Raw genomic sequence first — 16,841 nt, 5'->3', positions numbered from 1 at the left:
ATATGTTTACAATCCAGCAAATTCTTTGATTTCTTGAGCTGACATTGAAGAGTCGCAACGAACCTTAATCTCTCCATTTTCAACATGAACAAAACCTGGTACAGTTGGGATTTCGTAACGTGAGCGGAAGTCTTGCAAGGCATCTAGTTGACTTGGTTCTTCGCTGTTAATGAAGTAGATATGTGCTTTAGTTTCAGAAAGCACACCAGCCAATGTGCCAGCAAATTTACGGCAGTAAGGGCAAGTTTTGCGGCCGATAAAGAATGTAGCAGTTTCTTTTTTATCAAGAGCTTCTTGGGCACGCGTAACAGTGGTAACTTCAAGATCTTTAATATTTTCTAAAAATTGTTCCATGAGTTTTCCTCGCTTTCTTTTAAATCTAGTATGCCATAAAGTCTTTAAAAATGCTTAGATTTGATACGAAAAAAAGATGAGATAGGTTTATCTCATCTTTTTATAGTTGCTTATTTAACAAAGGCATTTATTTCAGCTTCGATGTTAGCAATCTTAGCTTGTGAATCTTCGTTGCTTTCACCTACAACAGCAATGTAGAATTTGATTTTTGGTTCTGTACCAGAAGGACGAACTGCAATCCATGAACCATCTGCTAGAGTGTATTTCAATACATCACTTGGAGGAGTCGTCAAAGCTGTAACAGTTCCATCTGCAGCAGTAGAAGTTTGCGCTTTGAAATCTTCAACAACTGAGATAGCTGTTCCATTCCAGTCTTTAGGAGCATTATTTCGGAATTTAGCCATGATAGCCTTAATTTGCTCAGCTCCATCAACACCTGAAAGGGTAACAGAAATAGTCTTTTCAGCATAGTAGCCGTATTCTTTGTAGATTTCTTCGATACCGTCAGCAAGAGTCAACCCACGTGAACGGTAGTAGGCAGCAAGCTCAGCAACTACAAGAACGGCTTGGATAGCATCTTTATCACGTACGAATGGTTTAATCAAGTAACCGAAGCTTTCTTCAAATCCCATCATGTAAGTGTGATTGTGTTTTTCTTCGAATTCTTGGATTTTTTCAGCGATAAATTTGAAACCAGTCAAAACGTTGAACATGGTTGCGCCGTAACTTTCAGCAATCTTAGTAACCAAGTCAGTTGAAACGATAGATTTGCAGAGAGCAGCGTTTTCTGGAAGAGTTCCAGCATTTTTGTGAGCTTCCAAGATGTATTTAGCCATGATAGCACCGATTTGGTTCCCTGAAAGGTTAAGGTAGCTACCGTCTTTTTGAAGAACTTCGACACCAACGCGGTCAGCGTCAGGGTCAGTTGCGACAAGAACATCAGCACCTACTTGGCGACCAAGTTCTTCAGCAAGAGCAAAGGCTGCTTGATTTTCTGGGTTTGGAGATTTCACAGTAGAGAAGTCTGGATCTGGTGTTGCTTGAGCTTCCACGACTTGTACAGAGTCAAATCCTGCTTGAGCAAGAGCACGACGAGCCAACATTTCACCAGTACCATGAAGTGGAGTGTAAACAATTTTCATGTCCTTACCAAATTCTTCAATCAAGGCAGGGTTGATATTTACATCTTTAACTTCTTTGAGGTATTCGGTATCGACTGCTTCGCCAATAACTTCAATCAAACCAGATGCTTTTTCTGCTTCTACATCAGCAACTTCAACAGCAAATGGATTTTCGATAGCACGGATGTAGCTAGTCAAAGCGTCCGCATCATGTGGAGGCATTTGGCCACCATCTTCTCCGTAAACCTTGTAACCATTAAATGGAGCAGGGTTGTGGCTGGCCGTAATCATGATACCTGCGAAGCAGTTGAGGTGACGAACAGCAAATGAAAGTTCTGGAGTTGGACGGAGACTTTCAAAGACATATGATTTAATACCGTGTTTGGCAAGAACGGATGCTGATTCAAAGGCAAATTCTGGAGAGAAGTGACGGCTATCGTACGCGATGGCTACACCACGTTCTTTTTCATTTCCACCTTTAGATTCGATCAAACGAGCTAAACCTTCAGTTGCTTGACGAACTACATAGATGTTAATACGGTTTGTACCTGCACCAATCAATCCGCGCATACCGGCAGTACCGAATTCAAGGTTTGTGTAGAAGGCGTCTTCTTTTGTTTTTTCATCCATGCTTTCCAAATCACGACGAAGGTAATCTGGTAGGTCAGCAAAATCAGCCCATTTTTGGAAGTTTTCTTGATAAGTCATTGAAATTCTCCTTTTTTGTTATTAGTATTAACCGTTTACATTATAGCATTTTTTAAAGTTTTAGTAAAACGTTAGCATGACCAAAATATATGAATTTTAAAAATTTAATCAAATATAAGAAACAGATTGAAATTGTCATTTTTATAATAATTTACAATATTTTTAAAGCGATTTCTTGTTTCTGTTTTGAAAATTTTTGACTGTATGGTGCAATTTAATAAATAAAAAAAGGAGATTTTCTATTATGAAAAAAGTTCTTAAGCATTCTGCTTTAGTTTTGACTGCTTTAGCATTGGTAGCTTGTGGAAATAGTAAGAAAGCAAGTGATAATGGTACTGCATCTAACTCAAACTTTGAAGTTTCTGTTAAAGATGGTATGTATGTCTTGCCAAAAGATGAAGATTCATCATCACACTATCTTGCTCTTCAAGTAGAAATTAAAAATAATCGTGATAAACAGTTTAGTTTTACTAGCCAAGATATTGCACTTTATAACGAAAAAGTCGAAAAAGTTGAACCGATTCAAATTTATGAGTCAGACAGTAAAACTAAATTTATGTCATACGGAGATAGCCTCTCTAAAGGCAAGAGTGTTGCTGGTTATGTAGTTTATGAAGTTGATAAAGATTCTAAATATGAACTTCACTTTGCCCCAAGCTTTTACGATGATGTAAAAGAAAATAAAAAAGGTAAAAATGACGTAGCTATCAAGGTTGATCCAAGTCAATACGAAGACACAATTGAAGAAGCTAAAGAAGCTATGAAAAAATATGTTGATGCTGTTTACCTAGATGGTGAAAACACTGGTGGAGCATCAAACGTAAGCTTTACTAATGATAAAACTCAAATCGTCGCGCTTGAAGATAAAAAATCAGACAACAAGAAATCAGACGATAAGAAATCTGAAGAAAAGAAAAATGATAATAAGTCTGAAGACAAAAAATCAGATGACAAAAAATCTTCTAAGGATTCTGATGTGATTACAAATGACGTGAAGGTTGATAGAGAAGAATTTATCAAGAAATTCATCGAGTCATTCGGTAAAGGATTCTACAACTACAAACCTTCTGATTCTGAACTTCGTACATTTGCAGAAGCATATATCAAAGCAAATGCAAAACGAGCAAAAGTTGATTACAAAGTAAAAACTTACTTGCCAGACTATGCAGTTATCTATGTAAGACCTGAAACAATCGACTTGGATAACTTGAATGTCCATGAATTGAGCCGTAAATTCTATGAAGAAAACAAAGGTAAATACAGCAGCTACTCAGAAGCTATGAAAGCTGGTGAGAAGTACATTTTAGAAAACGCACCAAGTCAATTTGATTCAACACCTCTCGATACTAGCGACAATATGCAAAAAGAAGGTTACGAAATCAAGATGACCAAGAAAGACGGTAAATGGACAATCGACACATCTTCTAAGAACTATAACTTAAAAGATATGGCACGTACATTCCGTGGTGGTATCGGTTATTAATATCTAAAAGTTCGAGTTTAAAGCTCGAACTTTTTTTATTTGAATTGTTAAAAATAGAAAAAGATAGTAAAATAGTTACATGATTATTTTACAAGCTAATAAAATCGAACGCTCTTTTGCAGGAGAGATTCTTTTTGATAATATAAACCTACAAGTAGATGAAAGAGATCGTATCGCTCTTGTTGGGAAAAATGGAGCAGGTAAGTCTACCCTTTTAAAAATCTTGGTTGGAGAAGAAGAGCCAACCTCTGGTGAGATCAATAAGAAAAAGGATATTTCTTTATCTTATCTAGCCCAGGATAGTCGTTTTGAGTCAGAAAATACTATCTATGACGAGATGTTGCACGTTTTTGATGACTTACGAACTACTGAGAAACAGCTTCGTCAGATGGAGCTCGAGATGGGTGAAAAGACCGGTACAGATTTAGAAAAACTTATGTCTGATTATGATCGCTTGTCTGAGAATTTTCGTCAGGCTGGAGGATTTACCTATGAAGCCGATATTCGTGCTATTTTAAATGGTTTTAAGTTTGATGAATCCATGTGGCAGATGAAGATTGCCGAGCTCTCTGGAGGTCAAAATACTCGTTTGGCTCTAGCCAAAATGCTCCTTGAAAAGCCAAATCTCTTGGTTTTGGATGAGCCGACTAACCACCTGGATATTGAAACGATTGCTTGGCTAGAAAACTACCTTGTAAACTATAGCGGTGCTCTCATTATCGTCAGTCACGACCGGTATTTTTTGGATAAGGTAGCAACCATAACGCTCGACTTAACCAAACATTCCTTAGACAGATACGTAGGAAACTACTCAAGTTTTGTGGAACTGAAAGAGCAGAAGTTGCTAACTGAAGTTAAGAACTACGAAAAGCAACAGAAGGAAATTGCTGCTTTAGAAGACTTTGTTAACCGGAATCTTGTTAGAGCTTCAACAACCAAGCGGGCGCAATCTCGACGGAAACAACTAGAAAAGATGGAGCGATTAGACAAGCCTGAAGTTGGAACTAAATCAGCTAATATGACTTTTCATTCTGATAAAACATCTGGAAATATTGTTCTGACAGTTGAGAATGCTGCTATTGGCTATGATGGTGAAGTATTGTCAGAGCCCATCAATCTAGACCTTCGTAAGATGAACGCAGTAGCAATTGTCGGTCCTAATGGTATTGGTAAGACGACCTTTATCAAATCTATTGTTGATCAGATTCCCTTCATTAAGGGTGAGAAGCGTTTCGGTGCCAATGTCGAAGTTGGCTACTATGATCAAACACAAAGCAAGTTAACACCAAGTAATACTGTTCTAGATGAACTCTGGAATGATTTTAAATTGACGCCAGAAGTGGAAATCCGAAATCGCCTAGGTGCCTTCCTTTTCTCAGGTGATGATGTTAAGAAATCAGTTGGAATGCTCTCAGGTGGTGAGCGAGCTCGTTTGCTTCTGGCTAAACTTTCCATGGAAAACAACAACTTCTTGATTCTCGATGAGCCGACAAACCACTTAGACATCGATAGCAAGGAAGTCTTGGAAAATGCACTGATTGACTTTGATGGTACTTTACTTTTTGTCAGCCATGACCGTTACTTTATCAACCGAGTAGCCACTCATGTTTTGGAATTATCCGAAAGCGGATCGACCCTTTATCTGGGTGATTATGACTATTATGTCGAAAAGAAAGCAGAACTAGAAGCTAGCCAAGCAGAAGAGGCTTTAACTGAAAATAAAGAGAAGGAAACTTCTCCAGTTAATGATTACCAAGCACAAAAAGAAAGTCAAAAAGAACTTCGTAAGTTAATGAGACAAATCGAAAGTCTTGAGATAGAAATCGAAGAACTGGAAACTCAAGCCCAATCAATCTCTGAACAAATGCATACCACCAATGATGCGGATGAACTCATGCAATTACAAGCAGAACTGGATAAAATTAGCCAGCGACAGGAGGAAGCTATGCTGGAGTGGGAAGAATTGTCTGAGCAAGTGTAGATATAAAAAAAAGCAGTGATCATTCACTGCTTTTTAATAAATGGGATTTTAATCTCTAATCCACCCTGAGGGAATCGAACCCCCATCTCAAGAACCGGAATCTTACGTGATATCCATTACACTAAGGGTGGAAACTTTCATCATTATATCAAAAAAGAAGGTGTAACTCAAGACCCATCTAAAACATGACATTAAAGAATAGAAAAAGGATTTAGTATTCACCAAATCCTTTATGGAATTATTTTTTCTCAAGAAGTGCTTTGATTTCTTGAAGAACTTCCAATTCAGTTGGACCAGCTGGAGCTGCTTCAACTTCTTCTTTCTTACGAAGGTTTTGAGCTTTCTCAATTCCTTTAACTACAAAGAAAAGAACAGTACCAACTACTACGAAGTTGATGATAGCGCTCAAGAAGTTACCGTAAGCAACACCGTTCCATGAAAGTTCAGCAATGCGGTCAACTTTCGCAGCTTTCAAAGCTGGGTTCAATAGTAGTGGAGTGATGATATCGTTAACGAATGAAGTTACGATAGCACCAAAAGCAGTAGCGATGATCACACCGACAGCAAGGTCTACGACGTTACCGCGGAGCAAGAAATCCTTAAGATCCTTTAACATAATCTTTTTCCTTTCAAAATTTTATCAAATTTTTACAGACAAAATTATATCGTAAATCTATATTGAATGCAAGAAAAGTGCTCATTTATTTTTAAAAACAAAAAGCTTGCTAAATAGGTAATTTAAAACAACAATTGTAACTTGAGCAAACCCTATTTCAATTGTATTAATTATATTAATATCATCACCTACAAATTGACCAATTATATGAGGAAACTTGGTAACAAAAATAAAGGTTAATGCCATATCAAGTAAGAAGGTAAAAAGTCTAGCTCCTGAGAATTTGATAAGTCGTCTAAACCAATTTGCTCGTTTTTGTTTAAAAACAATGGTGTCATTCGTGAAGAAAGCGAATAGAATACCTGTTATATTTCCTAAAGCAGTAGCGGTTAATTCTTGCTGTGTCAAGTAAAAAATAATCATGCGAGTTCCTACAGAAACAATAGTAGTAGCAACGCCGAAAAACAAATAAGACAAAATTTCATTATCGAAGAATTTTTTAATGTATCTTTTCATAAGATTAGTATAGCATAAAGCATTTAAATGTGCTATACTAATAAAGTTGACTTGCTCAACCCTTGGTGCTTAGCTTCTTTCACCAAGCATATTAGACGCGGGAGAGCCGCTAAAGGAGAAAATATGAAAAAACTTACTGTCCGTGATTTGGCAGATATTGCCATTGTCGCAGCTATTTATGTGGTGTTGACAATCACACCACCACTGAATGCCATCAGTTATGGCGCCTATCAGTTCCGTATATCTGAAATGATGAACTTCTTAGCTTTTTACAATCCTAAGTACATTATCGGGGTTACTCTTGGATGTATGATTGCTAATTTCTTCAGTTTTGGACTCATTGATGTCGCTGTAGGTGGAGGCTCAACTCTTGTCTTCCTTAGCTTAGGAGTTTGGTTGTTCAGTAAATATAGTAAAGACTATCTTTTTAATGGATTGATTCGTAAAGATCATTTCTTCTTTTCAATTCTATTTTCAATTTCAATGATCACCATTGCTGCTGAATTAAACATCGTAGCAGAAGCACCTTTCTTCTTTACCTGGTTCACTACTGGTATCGGAGAATTCGCTTCACTAATTGTCGGTGCCATTATCATTGGTAAAATTGGTCAACGTATTGATTTGACTAGATAAAGATATCACATGAAATATTATTGAAAAGGGCTGAACTTTGTTCAGTTTTTTTCTTTGTCCATGAACCTAGAAGCTCAACAAAAGTGGTATAATAAAGAAAAAAGGGATTATTTTAATATGTATGGTTATCGTATTTCAGTTTTTGAAGTCCTTTGGAAAAATCAGGTCATTAGATTTTTGTTAATTTTTTTAGCACTATTTTATTTCTATCTTTTTTTCCAAAGAGTTAAGACATCTTTAAAAAGTGGTGGGAGTATGTTGGATCCTTTTCATATTGCAAAGGGAAGATTATACATTCACACGATTATTCTTTTTAGAAAAAGGATTGTTCCTCTAGCTGAAATTAGACAGATTGATATTGATTACGTTCGAGGGAGAAGAATGAATGGGGACAGGTATCATCTGTACTTTACAAGGAAAGATGGAAAATCTTTTACTTTTCATTTTGGAAAAAGCAAAAGAAACGAGGAGTTATTGAAAAATCTTGCCAATGTGGCCAAGAAGTGCCATATTAAAATCTATTATTATTATTAAGAGTCGATTGCTAAAATTGAATTGTTGTCACTTGTGACAATTGTCAAAGCCAGGAGAGTAGCTAATATGAATCAACTACAAGTAATAAGAGAAGATAAACAACTAAGAATTTTATTGATGCAAGAATGCGATATTCTCTTTTATGACCAGTTGAAAGAGGTTGAATTTTCTCAGAACAATGAAGTTTATTCTCTTTCGCCCATAGCCTTTGCTAAAGACGGCAGCGGGGGAGAATATGTAATTCTTGAAGATCAGAGTATCGGCTTTATAGGGAGTGAAGGCCAAGTTGGTCGGGTAGCCGAAAGCCTTGATGACTTGCTTACTTTCTTACTTCATGCTGGTTCTATCTCAGACTTTTCCTGTCGGTTGCTCTATCAAAACAAGGATTTGTTGTTAAAATTCTGTCAGGGATTTATTTACAAAGCACGAGAAAACTACCAGTCAAAAGGTGAATTGTGGGATAAAGTGAGAGCCGGACTCGCACAAGAGTTGGGACTTGAATTTCAGCCAGAGAAACTGCAAGAGTTAGCGTTCAATTTTTATCAATCAGCGATAAGAACTCCACTATTTACTTGTAAATATGGTCATGGTGAGAATGAATATGTCTGCGATTCTGTTTTATCAGATATTGTCGGCTTGTGGGTTTCAGAGCTGGTAGGGTTGACTGCAGAAGAAATTGAAGATTTTGTTAGCACTAAAAATAATCAAATGTAAAAAACAAAAATTTATTTTTACTTTACTGCACTCTATTTAATCTTCTAGGTGCTTTAATTTCTGGCTGGTTCTTTGCAAATTCGTCCGCATTTTCACATCTGACTCATGATAGTTATTTACCAAAACTAGTAGCTAAGAAATTAGCGCGTCCAAGTGAATTGGTTTTACTTGAAGGTATCCTTGCCAACGTGTTTGTTAATATCGCTATTTTGTCTTCAATCTTAGTCAAGGATGCGTCTGAAAAACTTTGGATTATATTGTCAGCAATTTCAATGTTTGTATTTTTATCAAACGAACATATTGCTGCAAATTTTGCTTCATTTAGTATTGTTAAATTCAGCATTGTTGCTAACGAAGTTCAGCACTTTGAAATCGCAAATATTCTCCGTCATTGGGGGGTCACCTTTGTTGCTAATTTAATAGGTGGTGGGCTTTTAATCGGTTTACCATATGCTTTTTTAAATAAAAACAAAGATAGTTATGTAGATTAAAATTTCAATAGAAGGAGAGAGATTCACTTGGTTTCTCTCTTTTTATTTTTCTTTTTTGAAAAAATATATTAAATATTAGAAATAAAGCTAGGAGTTCAGGAATTTTTTTAAAAAATATTTGAAGTCTAAAAACTTAATACTACAAGGATGTAAACGATTCCGATATTTTAAAAAATATTTTTAATTGATTTAGGAAAGCCTTCCCATTATATCGATTTTATGTTATAATATTCACAAATAAAAAGTTTTAGGAGTTTATATGGTTTCATCAGAATTTATCTCAAAAATTGAATTTGCTTGTAAAAAGAAAGAAAGTCTTTATTCAAATAGCAAATTCAAGTATGCTATCCGTTCAATGTTTGCAGGTGCATTCCTTACCTTCAGTACAGCAGCTGGAGCTGTTGGTGCTGACTTGATCAATAAGATTGCTCCTGGTAGCGGACGCTTCCTTTTCCCATTTGTTTTCGCATGGGGATTGGCCTACATTGTTTTCTTGAATGCTGAGTTGGTTACATCTAATATGATGTTCCTTACAGCTGGTAGTTTTTTGAAAAAAATAAGCTGGAGAAAAACAGCTGAAATTCTTTTGTATTGTACTTTCTTTAACTTAATTGGTGCGCTTATCGCTGGTTGGGGATTCGCACACTCAGCAGCTTACGCAAACTTAACACATGATAGCTTTATTTCTGGCGTTGTAGAAATGAAGTTGGCACGTTCGAATGAATTGGTATTACTTGAAGGTATTTTAGCGAATATCTTTGTAAATATCGCAATTCTATCATTTGTTTTGGTGAAAGATGGTGGAGCTAAACTTTGGTTGGTTCTTTCAGCCATTTACATGTTTGTATTCTTAACGAACGAACACATCGCCGCAAACTTTGCATCATTTGCGATTGTGAAATTCAGTGTCGCTGCTGATTCAATTGCAAACTTCGGTATTGGAAATATCCTTCGTCACTGGGGTGTGACCTTTATCGGTAACTTTATTGGTGGTGGTCTACTAATTGGTTTGCCTTACGCTTTCTTAAACAAAAACGAAGATACATATGTAGATTAAAAGTTGGATTGATTCCAACTTTTTCTTTTTGTTTTTCCATGCTATAATGAATGGAGAATAGTTTGATATAGAGGAAAATTATGAACGAAATTAAATGCCCAAATTGTGGGGAAGTTTTTACAGTAAATGAAAGTCAATATGCAGAGCTGATTTCTCAAGTTCGTACTGTAGAGTTTGACAAGGAATTGCACGAGAGAATCAAGCAAGAGTTGACATTGGTGGAACAAAAGGCCTTGAATGAACAACAGGCAAAACTCGCTCAAAAAGACCAAGAAATTGCCCAGCTACAAAGTCAAATCCAAAAATTCGATACTGAAAAAGAATTGGCTAAGAAAGAAGTGGAGCAAAGTGCTAGTCAAAGTCTGTTAGAGAAAGAAAAAGAAGTTCAAGCTCTTGAGAATCAATTGGCTACCTTGCGCTTAGAGCATGAAAATCAACTACAAAAAACTCTTTCTGATCTTGAAAAAGAACGCGATCAGGTTAAAAATCAGCTCCTTTTACAAGAAAAAGAAAACGAGCTTTCTCTGACTTCAGTTAAGCAAAACTATGAAGCCCAACTTAAGGCAGCAAATGAGCAGGTTGAGTTCTACAAGAATTTCAAGGCACAACAATCTACAAAAGCTATTGGTGAAAGTCTAGAACAGTATGCAGAGAGCGAGTTTAACAAGGTTCGTAGTTTTGCCTTTCCTAATGCTTACTTTGAAAAGGACAATAAGATTTCAGCACGTGGTTCTAAGGGCGATTTTATTTTCCGTGATTTTGATGAAAATGGACTAGAATTCATTTCCATCATGTTTGAGATGAAAAATGAAGCGGATGGAACTGGGAAGAAGCACAAGAATGCCGATTTCTACAAGGAGTTGGACAAGGACCGCCGTGAGAAGAACTGTGAGTATGCTGTATTAGTATCGATGTTAGAAGCCGATAATGACTACTTCAACACTGGGATTGTCGATGTTAGTCATGAGTATGAGAAAATGTACGTCGTCCGTCCTCAGTTCTTTATCCAACTGATCGGGCTCTTGCGTAATGTGGCTCTTAACTCTTTAAAATACAAGCAGGAGTTGGCGCTTATACGTGAACAAAACATTGATATCACTCATTTTGAGGAAGATTTGGAAGCTTTCAAAGTAACCTTTGCCAAAAACTACAATTCAGCTTCCGTCAACTTCGGTAAGGCTATCGACGAAATTGACAAGGCTATTAAACGGATGGAAGAAGTTAAGAAATTCTTGACTACATCAGAAAATCAACTTCGTCTCGCTAACAACAAGCTAGATGATGTTTCTGTCAAAAAATTGACACGGAAAAATCCAACTATGAAAGCGAAGTTTGATGCTTTGAAGGAAGACTAGGAGGCTCCTATGCAGATACGAAAAGCAACCATAAAAGATGCTGAAGCACTATTGTCTCTATATGAAGACTTGGGCTATCCAACGACCGCTTCTAAGCTGTCTCGACGTTTAGAAATGATTCTTTCTCAGCCGCATTATGGCTGTCTTTTAGCTGAAAGAAACGGAGAAGTTTTAGGTTTATTAGGTTACGCAAAGCTCTTCTTTTTTGAAGCAGATGGATCTTACTATCGTATTTTGGCTTTGTCAGTTGCAAAAGAAACAAGACGACAAGGAATTGCTAGTAGGCTAATTGATGAATTGAAAAAACAAGCGATAAAAGAAGGAGTTAAGGCACTGGCTCTAAATAGTGGTTTAACCGCTGAACGAAATGCTGCACATCAGTTTTATCAGGCGGTTGGATTTGAAAAAGTTACTCTCGGCTTTGCCTTGTATTTATAAATTCAACATAAATAAATCATGAAAAAATAGTAGAGGGAATGAGGTAATGTCTTCAACAAAAGGGAAAACCTTATATTTTAATGAAAAGAGCATGGACTATGTAACATTTGGAAAAGGAAATCAACCTCTGGTGATTATACCAGGATTGGGCGATGGACTACAAACGGTTAAAGGTATGGCTATACCTTTTTCAATCACATACCGTATACTTGCCGAACGTTACAAAATTTATGTTTTTTCTCGAATCAATGAGTTGAGGCAGGGTTATACTACACGGGATATGGCAGCAGATGTTGCAGAAGCAATGGAGGTATTGAATATTACCAGTGCCTATGTTATGGGGATTTCGCAAGGTGGAATGATTGCTCAATGGTTAGCTGTGGATTTTCCAGAAAGGGTTCAAAGACTCATCCTAACTGTGACAACAGCGAAGCCTAGTCAACTTGCTAGAGAACGAATTGAGCGTTGGCAAAAACTCAGTCAATCTGGAAATTTTAAGCATCTCATGCTGGATATTGCAAAGCACTCCTACACGCAAAAGAGCTATCAAACGTGGCGGTTACTTTATAATGTCATGGGAATATTTGGTCGCATTAAAGATAAACAACGTATTTCTATTCAGGCTGTATCTTGTTTAAAACATGATAGTCTGGTTGTTTTGGAAAGAATCAGCTGTCCTACACTCATTATTGGAGCAGAAAAAGATAATGTTCTAGGCGTTGAAGATTCGCTTGAATTACATCAACATATCAAAGATAGCCAACTCACCCTTTTACCAGAATGTGGGCATGCACTTTATGAGCAGAATAAGAATTTCCAAAATAGAGTTTTAGTATTTTTAGAAAGTTAATGAATGAACGGTATTATCAATTTAAAAAAAGAAGCAGGGATGACCTCGCATGATGCGGTTTTTAAATTACGTAAGATTTTAGGACTGTAGTAGAAGATGCTATTAAAAAGAAAGGCTATGATTTATCTGTATTTGATGCTGAAGATCAGCCATTGGCTAGCCCAGGTTTTCAAATATCACGTTCATTTAGAATCACTTCTTTTCTTAAAGAAAAAGCAGTTCAAAATCAAAAGTCATCTAGTCCAGAAAAACAAGCATTTGGAGGATATGCAGCAATTTCTCTTAAAGATTATATGAAAGAGGGAGCCTTTCGTTTACGTTTAAGAATTAGTGAAAGTGACAAATTGAAGTTAGAAGACATTGATTTTTCAAGACTTTCCGATGGACACTACAAGATCAATAATGACTATTTTATCGTTAACAACGGAATGTATACAATAGTTGAAGATGAAGATGATTTTGAAAATTTTTTACTTAGAGAATCTAGTAAACAATTTTATTTGGAGGATTTTTATAAAATTGAAAAGCTTGATTAAAATATTTGCAAATAAAGATGTAAAATTTTAGTTTCAAAAGCTACACCAGTATTAATAAGCGCATTTCTATGTTTAGATTCTACGATTGAGGATGATGATGAAAAGAATAGTCAATAATTATATTTTAAAAATTTCTGAATTTGAAATTCCTAAGTTATATAAACATACCAAAAAGGTTTACGGTTACTTAATTCCTATAGTTTGTTTATCATTTATAGGCATGCTTCTAGAATTATTTAAGGGTGGAGATTTAGACTTTATAAAATTCCTTTTTTGGACCATTCTATGTTTTACTTTTGAAACATTAATCTTACTAAATAATAAATTAGTTCAAAAAGCTGTAGCAAATTTCCTTTTAAACGATATTAACTTTGAGAAATATGTAAATTATTATAAATATATCGCTGATCGCTCTTTAAAGGGGAAACAACTGTTCAATAATGTAAACTATTTAATAGCTGTTTCTCAAGTTTTTTTCTACCAAGGGAAATTTAAAGAAACACTTGATAATTTAGAGTGCATCAGTCTTGAGGATATGAATTTTAATAAGAAATTTGAGATTCAAATATCTAAAATTTACTTTAGTATTCTTTCTCTAATTCACTCTAATAGAACAGAAGATGTTTCAAACCAGATTGAAGTTTTAGCTCATTTATATACGAGGACGAATTCTCAAAGTAGTAGGTTAAGGGATGCTTTAAATACAATAGAAGCTATTAGGGATATTATTAAAAAGAAGAGTCCAAACGACTACTTCGACACTGCTGAACCAGAAAATAAATTAGCCCGAATCATGTTTTCTTATTACGGAGCTCTCAATGCTCAGCTAAAAGGAGATGAAGCTCGTACTCGTAGTTTGTTTGAAAGTATCGCCCATGAAAATCCAGAACTCTTTTATGTTCAGGAAGCGAAGAAATATTTAGGAGCAGAGGAATAAGAGAGTAATATATGAAATTAGTAAAAAAAATAGTCAGTTCAGCAACGGAGGATGTCTTACTTCAAATAGAGACTATTAGTCAGGTAAGTTATATCATATCATTAGTTATCGGAGTATTAGCAGTTTTTTTAGAACACCAACCTGAAACAAAAAGGTGGGGGATAATACTTGCTTTACTGATGTCGCTTGTAGTCATGTGGGTTTTATATCTACGTTTTGTCCTAAACAAGGTTATTTATCTAATGTTAAACGATGCTATTAATCTTAAACTCTATGAAGACATGTTCAGGGTTCAATCAGAAAAATCTATTAAGCCCTTTAGGGCAACATATCGTGAGTATCACCAATTTATCCAAGGTCAAGTGGCTTATCTAAAAGGAGATTTTCAAGCTGCCAAGGAAAATATGTCCAAATATGATTTGAAGAAAATTTGGAAGAGATTCAGGAACCATACATTTTTAATATCAACCTATGAGCTATTAAAAGTTTGCATTCATCTTCAAGATGCACAAGATATTGCTTTCTTTGAGGAACAATTGTCCAAGGCGCCAGATTTTAAAGGAGGCAAAGCTAAACTAGTCGCCCAAACTCAAGCCATAAAAGATATTGTGTTTAGTCAAGAAGTAAACGACTACTTCGACACTGCTGAACCAGAAAATAGGCTAGCTCGAATCATGTTCTCTTATTACGGAGCCCTCAATGCCCAATTAAAAGGAGATGAAGAATGTGCCCGCAGTTTGTTTGAAAGCATCGCCCATGAAAATCCAGAACTCTTTTATGTTCAGGAAGCGCAGAAATATTTAGAAGAATGAGCTGATATAGTTTTAAAATCTGTCTAAGATAGAGTATGTTGATATAAAGTGAAAAGGAAATTAGAAAGCAAAAATGAACGGTATTATCAACTTAAAGAAAGAAGCAGGGATGACGTCACATGATGCAGTCTTTAAACTGCGTAAGATTTTAGGAACCAAGAAGATTGGTCATGGTGGGACCTTGGATCCGGATGTTGTTGGCGTTTTACCGATTGCAGTTGGTAAAGCTACGCGCATGGTAGAGTTCATGCAGGATGAGGGTAAGGTCTACGAGGGGGAAATCACTCTGGGATATTCTACAACGACCGAGGATGCTAGTGGGGAAATCATTGCAGAGTCACCTGTTTTGTCACCCTTGGATGAAAAAGTTGTTGATGAAGCAATAGCCTCTCTGACTGGACATATCACACAGGTTCCTCCTATGTATTCTGCTGTCAAGGTCAATGGTCGCAAGCTTTATGAGTATGCGCGTGCTGGTCAGGAGGTCGAGCGTCCAGAGCGTCAGGTAACGATTTATAGTTTTGAAAGAACGAGTCCCATTTCTTATGAGGATAGACTTGCCAGATTTACCTTTCGCGTGAAATGCAGTAAGGGAACTTATATCCGTACTTTGTCTGTTGACCTTGGAGTAAAACTTGGTTATGCGGCCCATATGTCTCAGTTAACACGTACCAGTGCTGCAGGTTTGCAACTAGAGGACTCTCTGAATTTAGAAGAAATTTCCGAAAAAGTAAAGGCTGGACAACTCGATTTTCTACATCCGATTGAGATTGGGACAGGGGATTTAGTTAAGGTTTATCTTACTCCGAAGCAGGCAGAGGAAGTCCGTTTTGGACGTTTTATCGAATTAGAGCAAACAGAAAAACAATTAGCTGCTTTTGAAGGCGAGAAGCTATTAGCTATTTTAGAAAAGCGTGAAAATCTTTATAAACCTAGAAAGGTTTTCTCTTAAAAATTTACCAAACCGTTGATTTTTACCTACAATTTAGAAGATGAGTTTTTCTCATACATTTCAAAAAATGGCCGTGAAAATATTTTAGAATTTTATGTCCTAAAAAACCATTGAAAATACAGTGTTATTTGACAGTTCGGTTTACTTATGATAAGATTTAATTTAAGAAAAGTTAGAGAATAATAGAGGATATTATGAGTATTGAAATGACTGTCAGTGAGATTGCTGAGGTCTTGGGGCTATCCCGACAAGCAATCAATAATCGTGTCAAAGAATTACCTGAAGAAGATATTACAAAAAACGACAAAGGTGTCACCGTTGTTACCCGTAGTGGATTGATCAAACTTGAAGAAATCTACAAAAAGACTATCTTTGAAGATGAACCAGTTAGTGATGAAGTTAAGCAACGAGAGCTTATGGAGATTCTTGTTGATGAAAAGAATGCTGAAATCATCCGTCTTTATGAGCAATTAAAAGCTAAAGATAAACAACTGGCTGAAAAAGATGAACAGATGCGAGTCAAAGACCGCCAAATCGCTGAAAAAGATAAGCAATTGGATCAACAACAACAGTTGACTCTTCAAGCAATGAAGGATCAAGAAACACTTCAGTTGGAGTTGGATCAAGCTAAGCAAGAAGTACAAGCATCGAAGAAAGGCTTCTTTGCTCGCTTATTTGGAAAATAAGAAAAAACTGCTTGGTTTCTATAAATAGACCAGGTGGTTTCTTTTTACAAACTAATTAGGTACGATA

General features: G+C 36.1%; 18 protein-coding genes, 1 tRNA gene, 1 pseudogene and 1 riboswitch. Of the genes and pseudogenes, 15 read left to right on the top strand and 5 right to left on the bottom strand.

Features of this window, described 5'->3' with window-relative positions; all coding sequences use genetic code 11:
* Window positions 1-6 precede the first annotated feature (6 nt).
* Both QM419_RS03375 and QM419_RS03370 read right to left on the bottom strand, forming a co-directional pair.
* Window positions 7-354: a thioredoxin gene (locus QM419_RS03375; protein ID WP_414272383.1), complete on the bottom strand. Its 348-nt coding sequence runs from the start codon at window positions 352-354 to the stop codon at window positions 7-9.
* A gap of 110 nt (window positions 355-464) precedes the next feature.
* On the bottom strand, window positions 465-2,183 hold the full coding sequence (locus QM419_RS03370) for a phospho-sugar mutase (RefSeq protein ID WP_414272382.1): 1,719 nt from the start codon (window positions 2,181-2,183) through the stop codon (window positions 465-467).
* A 244-nt stretch (window positions 2,184-2,427) separates the two neighbouring features.
* Here QM419_RS03370 and QM419_RS03365 point away from each other — a divergent pair, with 244 nt between their 5' ends.
* Window positions 2,428-3,666 carry a DUF4352 domain-containing protein gene (locus QM419_RS03365; protein WP_414277890.1) on the top strand — a complete coding sequence of 413 codons (1,239 nt, stop codon included), beginning with the start codon at window positions 2,428-2,430 and terminating at the stop codon, window positions 3,664-3,666.
* Between the two features lie 79 nt (window positions 3,667-3,745).
* A complete protein-coding gene (locus QM419_RS03360; protein ID WP_414277889.1) occupies window positions 3,746-5,647 on the top strand; it encodes an ABC-F family ATP-binding cassette domain-containing protein in 1,902 nt (633 codons plus the stop codon).
* 59 nt (window positions 5,648-5,706) lie between these two features.
* Here QM419_RS03360 and QM419_RS03355 read toward each other — a convergent pair.
* The 3 genes from QM419_RS03355 to QM419_RS03345 form a co-directional block, all read right to left on the bottom strand.
* Window positions 5,707-5,778, bottom strand: a tRNA-Arg gene (locus tag QM419_RS03355).
* A gap of 107 nt (window positions 5,779-5,885) precedes the next feature.
* Window positions 5,886-6,263 carry a large conductance mechanosensitive channel protein MscL gene (mscL, locus tag QM419_RS03350; protein WP_414277888.1) on the bottom strand — a complete coding sequence of 126 codons (378 nt, stop codon included), beginning with the start codon at window positions 6,261-6,263 and terminating at the stop codon, window positions 5,886-5,888.
* Between the two features lie 81 nt (window positions 6,264-6,344).
* Window positions 6,345-6,779, bottom strand: coding sequence for a GtrA family protein (locus QM419_RS03345; protein ID WP_178895089.1), 435 nt, complete (start codon window positions 6,777-6,779; stop codon window positions 6,345-6,347).
* A 28-nt stretch (window positions 6,780-6,807) separates the two neighbouring features.
* A riboswitch (PreQ1 riboswitch) is annotated at window positions 6,808-6,905 on the top strand.
* On the opposite strand from QM419_RS03345, the gene QM419_RS03340 reads away from it, so the two are divergent.
* The 13 genes and pseudogenes from QM419_RS03340 (at window position 6,903) to QM419_RS03280 (ending at window position 16,774) form a co-directional block, all read left to right on the top strand.
* Complete coding sequence (locus QM419_RS03340; protein ID WP_004252705.1) at window positions 6,903-7,412, top strand: QueT transporter family protein; 510 nt, start codon at window positions 6,903-6,905, stop codon at window positions 7,410-7,412. Its footprint overlaps the riboswitch before it by 3 nt.
* Window positions 7,413-7,472: 60 nt before the next feature.
* Window positions 7,473-7,946, top strand: coding sequence for a hypothetical protein (locus QM419_RS03335; protein WP_148131272.1), 474 nt, complete (start codon window positions 7,473-7,475; stop codon window positions 7,944-7,946).
* A gap of 66 nt (window positions 7,947-8,012) precedes the next feature.
* Window positions 8,013-8,660, top strand: a complete 648-nt coding sequence (locus QM419_RS03330) for a hypothetical protein (protein WP_414277887.1) — start codon at window positions 8,013-8,015, stop codon at window positions 8,658-8,660.
* A gap of 17 nt (window positions 8,661-8,677) precedes the next feature.
* A pseudogene (locus tag QM419_RS03325) lies at window positions 8,678-9,151 on the top strand (formate/nitrite transporter family protein); the annotation flags it as partial.
* 259 nt (window positions 9,152-9,410) lie between these two features.
* Window positions 9,411-10,208 carry a formate/nitrite transporter family protein gene (locus tag QM419_RS03320; RefSeq protein WP_016465911.1) on the top strand — a complete coding sequence of 266 codons (798 nt, stop codon included), beginning with the start codon at window positions 9,411-9,413 and terminating at the stop codon, window positions 10,206-10,208.
* An 80-nt stretch (window positions 10,209-10,288) separates the two neighbouring features.
* Window positions 10,289-11,563: a DUF2130 domain-containing protein gene (locus QM419_RS03315; protein ID WP_414277886.1), complete on the top strand. Its 1,275-nt coding sequence runs from the start codon at window positions 10,289-10,291 to the stop codon at window positions 11,561-11,563.
* A 9-nt stretch (window positions 11,564-11,572) separates the two neighbouring features.
* Complete coding sequence (locus QM419_RS03310) at window positions 11,573-12,001, top strand: N-acetyltransferase family protein (RefSeq protein ID WP_414277885.1); 429 nt, start codon at window positions 11,573-11,575, stop codon at window positions 11,999-12,001.
* Between the two features lie 46 nt (window positions 12,002-12,047).
* Window positions 12,048-12,851 (top strand): alpha/beta fold hydrolase, encoded by an 804-nt coding sequence (locus QM419_RS03305; protein ID WP_414277884.1) that lies wholly within the window; start codon window positions 12,048-12,050, stop codon window positions 12,849-12,851.
* 152 nt (window positions 12,852-13,003) lie between these two features.
* On the top strand, window positions 13,004-13,387 hold the full coding sequence (locus QM419_RS03300) for a hypothetical protein (protein WP_263393667.1): 384 nt from the start codon (window positions 13,004-13,006) through the stop codon (window positions 13,385-13,387).
* Window positions 13,388-13,481: 94 nt separating this feature from the next.
* A complete protein-coding gene (locus tag QM419_RS03295; RefSeq protein ID WP_414277883.1) occupies window positions 13,482-14,324 on the top strand; it encodes a hypothetical protein in 843 nt (280 codons plus the stop codon).
* 11 nt (window positions 14,325-14,335) lie between these two features.
* On the top strand, window positions 14,336-15,136 hold the full coding sequence (locus QM419_RS03290; protein WP_414277882.1) for a hypothetical protein: 801 nt from the start codon (window positions 14,336-14,338) through the stop codon (window positions 15,134-15,136).
* A 73-nt stretch (window positions 15,137-15,209) separates the two neighbouring features.
* Entirely contained in the window at window positions 15,210-16,088 is an 879-nt protein-coding gene (gene truB / locus QM419_RS03285) for a tRNA pseudouridine(55) synthase TruB (protein ID WP_414277881.1), read from the top strand.
* A gap of 194 nt (window positions 16,089-16,282) precedes the next feature.
* Window positions 16,283-16,774, top strand: a complete 492-nt coding sequence (locus QM419_RS03280) for a DUF536 domain-containing protein (protein WP_004252719.1) — start codon at window positions 16,283-16,285, stop codon at window positions 16,772-16,774.
* The last annotated feature ends 67 nt before the right edge of the window (window positions 16,775-16,841 follow it).

This window comes from Streptococcus infantis, from assembly GCF_047464715.1.
GTDB classification, from domain to species: Bacteria; Bacillota; Bacilli; order Lactobacillales; family Streptococcaceae; genus Streptococcus; species Streptococcus infantis_S.
This window is presented reverse-complemented; position numbering and strand designations above follow the sequence as displayed.

Excerpts from the sequence above, each read along its gene's own strand:
- QM419_RS03375 (WP_414272383.1), bottom strand. The coding sequence starts at position 354 with ATGGAACAATTTTTAGAAAATATTAAAGATCTTGAAGTTACCACTGTT.
- QM419_RS03370 (WP_414272382.1), bottom strand. The coding sequence starts at position 2,183 with ATGACTTATCAAGAAAACTTCCAAAAATGGGCTGATTTTGCTGACCTA.
- QM419_RS03365 (WP_414277890.1), top strand. The coding sequence starts at position 2,428 with ATGAAAAAAGTTCTTAAGCATTCTGCTTTAGTTTTGACTGCTTTAGCA.
- QM419_RS03360 (WP_414277889.1), top strand. The coding sequence starts at position 3,746 with ATGATTATTTTACAAGCTAATAAAATCGAACGCTCTTTTGCAGGAGAG.
- mscL (WP_414277888.1), bottom strand. The coding sequence starts at position 6,263 with ATGTTAAAGGATCTTAAGGATTTCTTGCTCCGCGGTAACGTCGTAGAC.
- QM419_RS03345 (WP_178895089.1), bottom strand. The coding sequence starts at position 6,779 with ATGAAAAGATACATTAAAAAATTCTTCGATAATGAAATTTTGTCTTAT.
- QM419_RS03340 (WP_004252705.1), top strand. The coding sequence starts at position 6,903 with ATGAAAAAACTTACTGTCCGTGATTTGGCAGATATTGCCATTGTCGCA.
- QM419_RS03335 (WP_148131272.1), top strand. The coding sequence starts at position 7,473 with ATGAACCTAGAAGCTCAACAAAAGTGGTATAATAAAGAAAAAAGGGAT.
- QM419_RS03330 (WP_414277887.1), top strand. The coding sequence starts at position 8,013 with ATGAATCAACTACAAGTAATAAGAGAAGATAAACAACTAAGAATTTTA.
- QM419_RS03320 (WP_016465911.1), top strand. The coding sequence starts at position 9,411 with ATGGTTTCATCAGAATTTATCTCAAAAATTGAATTTGCTTGTAAAAAG.
- QM419_RS03315 (WP_414277886.1), top strand. The coding sequence starts at position 10,289 with ATGAACGAAATTAAATGCCCAAATTGTGGGGAAGTTTTTACAGTAAAT.
- QM419_RS03310 (WP_414277885.1), top strand. The coding sequence starts at position 11,573 with ATGCAGATACGAAAAGCAACCATAAAAGATGCTGAAGCACTATTGTCT.
- QM419_RS03305 (WP_414277884.1), top strand. The coding sequence starts at position 12,048 with ATGTCTTCAACAAAAGGGAAAACCTTATATTTTAATGAAAAGAGCATG.
- QM419_RS03295 (WP_414277883.1), top strand. The coding sequence starts at position 13,482 with ATGATGAAAAGAATAGTCAATAATTATATTTTAAAAATTTCTGAATTT.
- QM419_RS03290 (WP_414277882.1), top strand. The coding sequence starts at position 14,336 with ATGAAATTAGTAAAAAAAATAGTCAGTTCAGCAACGGAGGATGTCTTA.
- truB (WP_414277881.1), top strand. The coding sequence starts at position 15,210 with ATGAACGGTATTATCAACTTAAAGAAAGAAGCAGGGATGACGTCACAT.
- QM419_RS03280 (WP_004252719.1), top strand. The coding sequence starts at position 16,283 with ATGAGTATTGAAATGACTGTCAGTGAGATTGCTGAGGTCTTGGGGCTA.